General features: G+C 65.8%; 7 protein-coding genes, 1 tRNA gene and 2 pseudogenes. 7 read left to right on the top strand and 3 right to left on the bottom strand.

The window, feature by feature from the left end; translation table 11 throughout:
* From Q8M13_RS02940 to Q8M13_RS02920, 5 genes and pseudogenes are all read left to right on the top strand, one after another.
* Window positions 1-512: pseudogene (locus tag Q8M13_RS02940) on the top strand (P-type conjugative transfer protein TrbL); the annotation flags it as partial.
* Window positions 512-1,195, top strand: a complete 684-nt coding sequence (gene trbF, locus Q8M13_RS02935) for a conjugal transfer protein TrbF (protein ID WP_305298119.1) — start codon at window positions 512-514, stop codon at window positions 1,193-1,195. The pseudogene Q8M13_RS02940 and the gene trbF, both read left to right, overlap by 1 nt.
* Window positions 1,192-2,241: a P-type conjugative transfer protein TrbG gene (gene trbG, locus Q8M13_RS02930; RefSeq protein ID WP_305298118.1), complete on the top strand. Its 1,050-nt coding sequence runs from the start codon at window positions 1,192-1,194 to the stop codon at window positions 2,239-2,241. The genes trbF and trbG overlap by 4 nt, the downstream gene beginning before the upstream one ends.
* On the top strand, window positions 2,238-3,464 hold the full coding sequence (locus tag Q8M13_RS02925) for a TrbI/VirB10 family protein (RefSeq protein ID WP_305298117.1): 1,227 nt from the start codon (window positions 2,238-2,240) through the stop codon (window positions 3,462-3,464). The genes trbG and Q8M13_RS02925 overlap by 4 nt, the downstream gene beginning before the upstream one ends.
* A gap of 1 nt (window position 3,465) precedes the next feature.
* The gene (locus Q8M13_RS02920; RefSeq protein WP_305298116.1) at window positions 3,466-3,708 is read left to right on the top strand and encodes a DUF2274 domain-containing protein; all 243 of its coding nucleotides are present in this window, start codon (window positions 3,466-3,468) and stop codon (window positions 3,706-3,708) included.
* Here the strand turns inward: Q8M13_RS02920 and Q8M13_RS02915 are convergent.
* From Q8M13_RS02915 to Q8M13_RS02905, 3 genes and pseudogenes are all read right to left on the bottom strand, one after another.
* Window positions 3,681-4,355, bottom strand: a complete 675-nt coding sequence (locus Q8M13_RS02915) for a LysR family substrate-binding domain-containing protein (RefSeq protein WP_305298115.1) — start codon at window positions 4,353-4,355, stop codon at window positions 3,681-3,683. The two genes, Q8M13_RS02920 and Q8M13_RS02915, sit on opposite strands and share 28 nt — an antisense overlap.
* A gap of 108 nt (window positions 4,356-4,463) precedes the next feature.
* A pseudogene (locus Q8M13_RS20925) lies at window positions 4,464-4,571 on the bottom strand (LysR family transcriptional regulator); the annotation flags it as partial.
* Window positions 4,572-4,886: 315 nt separating this feature from the next.
* On the bottom strand, window positions 4,887-5,033 hold the full coding sequence (locus Q8M13_RS02905) for a type IV toxin-antitoxin system AbiEi family antitoxin domain-containing protein (RefSeq protein WP_305298113.1): 147 nt from the start codon (window positions 5,031-5,033) through the stop codon (window positions 4,887-4,889).
* Between the two features lie 275 nt (window positions 5,034-5,308).
* Between Q8M13_RS02905 and Q8M13_RS02900 the strand changes: the two genes are divergently transcribed.
* Window positions 5,309-5,384 (top strand) — tRNA-Asn (locus Q8M13_RS02900).
* Between the two features lie 102 nt (window positions 5,385-5,486).
* On the top strand, window positions 5,487-6,107 hold the full coding sequence (locus Q8M13_RS02895) for a peptidylprolyl isomerase (protein WP_305298112.1): 621 nt from the start codon (window positions 5,487-5,489) through the stop codon (window positions 6,105-6,107).
* Window positions 6,108-6,112: the final 5 nt, after the last annotated feature.

Genomic DNA, 6,112 nt, shown 5'->3' with positions numbered 1-6,112 from the left:
TCGCCGCCGGCGCCGGTGCGGTCGGCGCGGTCGCGTCCGGCGGTGCCGCCCTTGCCGGAGGTGCTGCCGCAGCCGCCCGCGGCGGCGCCGCAATGGCTGGCGGAGCATCCACAGCCTACAGCCTCGGCGCCGCGGGCCATTCGGGCGCCAGCGGCGTTGCATCGGGGCTCGCTGGCGTCGCCCGAGCCGGCGGTAGCGCGGCCGTGTCGCCGTTCCGCCGTGCCGCCTCTCGCGCCACCGACAGCATGCGCTCGAGCTTTGATGCCGGCGGTAAGGCCGCGTTCGAAGCCACCGGCGGTTCCTCGACGATGGGTTCGGTCGGCGGTGACGCGGCCGGAGACGGTGGCGGTTCAACCGCCACCTCACCCGCGGGCGGGCCGCCGGACTGGGCGAAGCGCATGCGCCGCTCGCAGCGGGTGACCCACGCCGTCCAGGCCACTGCCCACGCCGTCCGCTCCGGCGACGCCCATGGCGGCGGCTCCTCCGTCAATCTCTCCGAAGGGGACCGCTGATGTTCAAACGACCTTCCACCCACTACGGCAAAGCCATCGAACCCGAGACGCCTTACCAGCGCGCTGCGCAGGTCTGGGACGAGCGCATCGGGGCCTCGCGTGTCCAGGCGAAGAACTGGCGGCTCATGGCGTTCGGCTCGTTGATTCTATCGGCCGGCTTCGCCGCCGCGCTGGTCTGGCAATCGGCGCGCGGCACGATCGTGCCCTGGGTGGTGCAGGTCGACCGGCTCGGCCAGGCCCAGGCCGTGGCGCCGGCTGTTGCCGACTATCGCCCGACCGACCCCCAGATCGCCTTTCACCTCGCGCGATTCATCGAGCAGGTCCGCTCGATCCCCGCCGACGCGATCATCGTTCGGCAGAACTGGCTGCGGGCCTACGACTTCACGACCGATCGGGGCGCGGCTGCGCTCAATGACTATGCGCGCGCCAACGACCCCTTCACCAAGGTCGGCCGCCAGCAGATCGCCATCGAAGTCTCCAGCGTCATCCGCGCATCCCCGGACAGCTTCCGCGTCGCGTGGATCGAACGTCGTTACGAGAACGGCCAGCTCGCCACGACCGAACGCTGGACAGCGATCCTGACGATCGTCGTCCAGGTCCCGCGCAATGCCGACCGGCTCAGGGCGAACCCGCTCGGCATTTACGTCAACGCAATCAACTGGTCACGGGAGCTTGGTCAATGAAGCCGTCTTTCCGTAAAGCCGGAAACCCGGCTTCGCACATTTCCGCAGTCCCGGCTTTGCGCAGAAGAGCATTGCCGATCCTCATGCTGGCAACGACGGCGCTCGCCGGCTGCGCCACCACCAATCCGCCACCGGAGATCTCCTACGACAACGCCGCGCCAGCGGTGCAGACGGTCGATCCGCCCGCGCCGGTGACCGTCGTCGAGATACCGCGGCCGCTGCCGCTGCCCGGACAAATGCAGCGCGTCGAGCCGTCCCGATCGACACCCGAACCAACCGACCCGACGGCACGCGTCAATCAGGCGAACGCCGCGGCCCGCATCCAGCCCGTGCGAAACGGCTTCATCAACTCGATGCAGGTCTATCCGTTCACGCAAGGCGCCCTCTATCAGGTCTACACCGCCGTCGGGCAGATCACTGACATCGCGCTGCAGCCTGGCGAACAGCTCGTCGGCTCCGGGCCAGTCGCAGCCGGCGACACGGTGCGCTGGATCATCGGCGACACGCAGAGCGGCGCCGGGCCGACGTTGCAGGTTCACATCCTGGTCAAGCCGACCCGTCCGGATTTGATGACCAACCTCGTCATCAACACGAACCTGCGCACCTACCATATGGAGCTGCGTTCGACCGAGCGGACCTACATGGCCTCGGTCTCCTGGCAGTATCCGCAGGATCAACTCATCGCGCTGCGACGGCAGAACGCCGAGGCCCAGGCCGCGCAACCGGTCGCATCCGGCGTCGACCTCGCCAACGTCAACTTCCGCTATGCGATCGATGGGGACCGCGCGCCCTGGCGGCCGCTGCGCGCCTTCGACGACGGCCGCCAAGTCTTCATCGAATTCCCGCGCGGCATCGGCCAGGGCGAGATGCCGCCGCTCTTTGTCGTCGGCCCCGAGGGCAATACGTCCGAGCTGGTGAACTACCGCGTTCGCGGCCATCACATGATCGTCGACCGGCTCTTCGCGGCCGCCGAACTGCGCTTTGGCTCCGGTGACCGCCAGAGGCGCGTCCGTATCGTGCGCACCGACGGGAGGCCCGCATCGTGAGCGAGTCCGAGCCCCGGAACGACGAAGGGCCAGACGACGAGGCCCGGCCGCTGACCGGCGAGCCTGCCGGTCCCGCGCCAATGCGGCTGCGCGCGGAGCCGCCGCGCGTCACCCGCCTGTCGCGGAAGGTGCTGGCAGGTCTAGGCCTACTCGCCAGCGTCGGGATCGGCGGCGCGCTCGTCTATGCGCTTCAGACTCGCGATGGCGGTCGTCCGAACGAGGAACTCTACTCGACCGAGAACCGTCCAACCGCTGACGGCATCGCCGGTCTGCCGCGCGATTATAGCGGTGTGCCGCAGCTTGGCCCGCCACTTCCCGGCGACCTCGGCCGACCGATGCTCGGCGCTCAGAACAGAGGCCAACCCGTTCCCACGCCAGGCGTGGCCGCCCCCAATCCTGGCCTCAGCGCGGAGGAGCAACGCCGGCTCCAAGAATTGGAGTCGGCACGAACCGCGCGCCTGTTCGCCGCGACCGAGACCCGCACGGCCAGTCCGGCGCCCGCGGCGTCAACTGGCGCCGTAGCCCCGGCCATCCCGAATCTCACCGGGCTCGGTCTCGCGCCGCCTCCGGCGACGCCGACGGCCCAGGATCGGCAAAACGCCTTCCTCAACGCCGCCGCCGATCGGCGCACCGTCGCGCCCGATCGCATCGCGGCTCCGGCGTCGCCGAACATCCTGCAGGCGGGCGCCGTGATCTCCGCCGCGCTCATCACCGGCATCCGCTCCGATCTTCCGGGCCAGATCACCGCGCAAGTGACAGAGAACCTCTATGACAGCCCGACGGGTCGCATCCTCCTTGTCCCCCAGGGCACCCGCATCATTGGCCAATACGACAACAATGTTCAGTTCGGCCAAAACCGCGTGCTGCTGGTCTGGAACCGGCTGATTTTCCCGAACGGCCGCTCAATCGTGCTCGAGCGTCAACCTGGCGCTGATGCCGAAGGTTATGCCGGCCTTCAGGACGGCGTCGACTATCACTGGTGGGATCTGGCCAAAGCGGCGGGCTTGTCCACGCTGCTGAGCATCGGGGCCGAGCTCGCCACCAACGACGACGATCGCCTGATCCAGGCGATCCGCAACGGCGGGCAGGACACCATCAACGATGCCGGTCAGCAGATCGTTCGCCGCCAGTTGAACATCGCCCCGACCTTGACGATCCGTCCCGGGTTCCCCGTTCGCGTCATCGTCACCCGCGACCTCGTCCTCGAACCCTACGGAGGCTGACATGGCAAAGCTGAAGCTCGGGGTGGTCGCCGACGACAAACCGATCAAGCTCGTGATCGAATTTCCAGCGACCGTTCATCGCGACTTGGTCGCTTACGCGGAGATTTTGGCCCGCGAGACCGGCCATCCGGTAAGTGACCCGGCTAAGTTGATCGTCCCTATGGTGGAGAGATTCATGGCCACCGATCGCGGCTTCGCGAAGGCGCGCCGGCCGCGTCAGTCGCCTGCAGGCAGCGAGGGATAGCGCTCTTGCAGCAGGTTGATGAAACCCGCCAGCGCCGGATTGTCGTTGTCGCGCTGCCAATAGGCCGCGTAGTTGATCCGGCTCGGGCCGATTCCGTCCCGCGCCTCACGGTAGACTACGCCTGTATAAGAGGCCCCTACGCAGGCTTCGCACATCAGGCTGACGCCGAAGCCCGCTCCCACGAGGCTCTTGATGTTCTCGCGGGTGACATCGTGACTGATGACCTTGGGCCGCTCGCCTGGCGCGGCGAGCTTCGCCAGCAAGATGTCCTGGATCTCCGGCCCGGGATCACGCTGGCTGAAAAGGAAGATCTCGTCCTTCAGATCGGTCCAATAGACGATGTTGTTGCCCGCCAATCGGTGACCTTCGGGCAGCGCGACCATGATGCGCTCGCTCCAAAGACTCATGACCTTCCCCTCGCGAGAGATCGGATCACCCGTCACGATGGCGATATCGAGCCGGCCAGCATCGACGCCGGCGAACAGGCATGCGCGTGCGCCTTCATACGTCTGGATTTCGACCTTCGGAAACCGCGACGCATACTCGATCAAGCTGGCCCGCAGGTTCCCCGCCGACAGAGAGGTGTAGAATCCCACCGTGAGACTGCCGGCTTCGCCCCTGCCGATGGCCTTGGCGGTCGCGGCCATATGATCGACCGTTTCGACAAGATGACGGGACGTTCGCAATATTTCTGCACCAGCCGTCGTCAGCCGGACGCCCCCGCTGGTTCGTTCGAACAACACGACCCCCAGACGCTCTTCCAATTGCGAAATGCCGCGGCTCAGAGTCGATTGCTTGACCCCAAGAGCTTCAGCCGCTCGCCGAAAGCTGCGGTAATGCGCAGCGGCGACCGCAAAACGCAGATGTCTCAGTTCGATTTGTGCTTCCAGGGACCGGAACTCCTCCTGTGACTCCGGCTACCTCCAGTCATGGCACCCCCGGAATATGTGTGCCCGGCCGAGCAGCAACCGCCTCACCCAATATGGGAACTGTGCGCCGGATTTTGACTGTCCGAGCGCACAACAGACTCGGATCGGCGGAGCTGCTGACAAGAATGTAGTGAGGCTAGGAAGAGAATGCTATTGCGACGCGTTTGCAGAATTTCCATCCAAAATGGTTCAAACTTTCCTTTTGGTTGCGGCATGGTTCCTTGGCGCCGTGCGAGCGTCCCCCATGCATCAGGCCGCCTGACGATCGGCCGCGCGATACTGGCCATAGCCAACCTTTATAAGCAGCCCCTCTTCACACATGCGGGCCAGGTAGCAGCGAGGTACGCCGATGTCCGTTAGATCGCGGGTCCGCACGACGCCACGCTCATTCGCCAAGGCAACGGCGCGGTCCCTCAGCGAGGGTTTTGGGCCGCCGGCGAGGCGTAGCGCTTCTGCGCGATCCCGGTCACGCTTGCGGATTTTGGGCAGTATTGGCGTAGTTGGGAGTAGCGAAATCGAGAACTCGTAGTTCGCATCTTCGACGACCCCGGCGAGCCACCTTGGATTTTCACTTCAGCCGTAGAGATACTCTTCCCCCTTCCGGGAGCGACTTTGATCGTGGCTGATTGCACACCCGACCAAGGCTGGGTATATCGCCGCCTCCAACGTGATCCTCGATAGCTCAGTTGGTAGAGCAGTCGGCTGTTAACCGACTTGTCGCAGGTTCGAGTCCTGCTCGGGGAGCCACCTTGGATTTCCATTCCAACTGGTAGAGACGCCCGCCCCGCTGGGGAGCGGCGCTTCGTCTTGGCCGATTGCAAGCATGGCTCGCGACGGTAAGCTCGGCTCATGTCCGAGCCCCGACCCATCAAACGCCGCACGTTCCTCGCCGCCGCGGTCGCGACCGCCGCCTCCCCGGCCGTAGCCCAGGCTCCGGCCTCGCCGGTTCGGGTCAAGCTGGAGACCGGCGATGGGCCGATCGTCCTGGAGCTCTATCCAGACAAGGCGCCGATCACCGCCGGCAACTTCCTGCGCTATGTCGACGGCAAGCGATTCGATGGGGCGACCTTCTATCGGGCGTCCAAGGTGCCCAATGCGCCGGAGTTCGGGCTGATCCAGGGCGGAGTGCAGAACGATCCGGCCCGGGTCCTGAAGCCCATCGCCCACGAACCGACCACCAAGACCGGCCTGTCGCATACCGATGGAGTGATCTCGATGGGCCGGACCAATCCCGGCACGGCCACCTCAGACTTTTTCATCGTCTTGGGCGACATGACCTACATGGACGCCGATCCGAAACAGCCTGGCGACAATCTGGGCTTCGCGGCCTTCGGCAAGGTCGTCGAGGGGATGGACACGGCGCGCAAGATCCTGGCCGAACCCACATCCCAGACCGCTGGCGTCGGGGTGATGAAGGGCGAAATGCTGGCCAAGCCGGTGAAGATCATCAGCGCCCGCCGGGTAAACTGAAATCC

Origin of the sequence: Phenylobacterium sp. (assembly GCF_030681155.1) — a bacterium.
Lineage (GTDB): Bacteria > Pseudomonadota > Alphaproteobacteria > Caulobacterales > Caulobacteraceae > Phenylobacterium.
The sequence above is the reverse complement of the archived record's forward strand: the minus strand, read 5'-3'. Positions and strand labels throughout refer to the sequence as shown.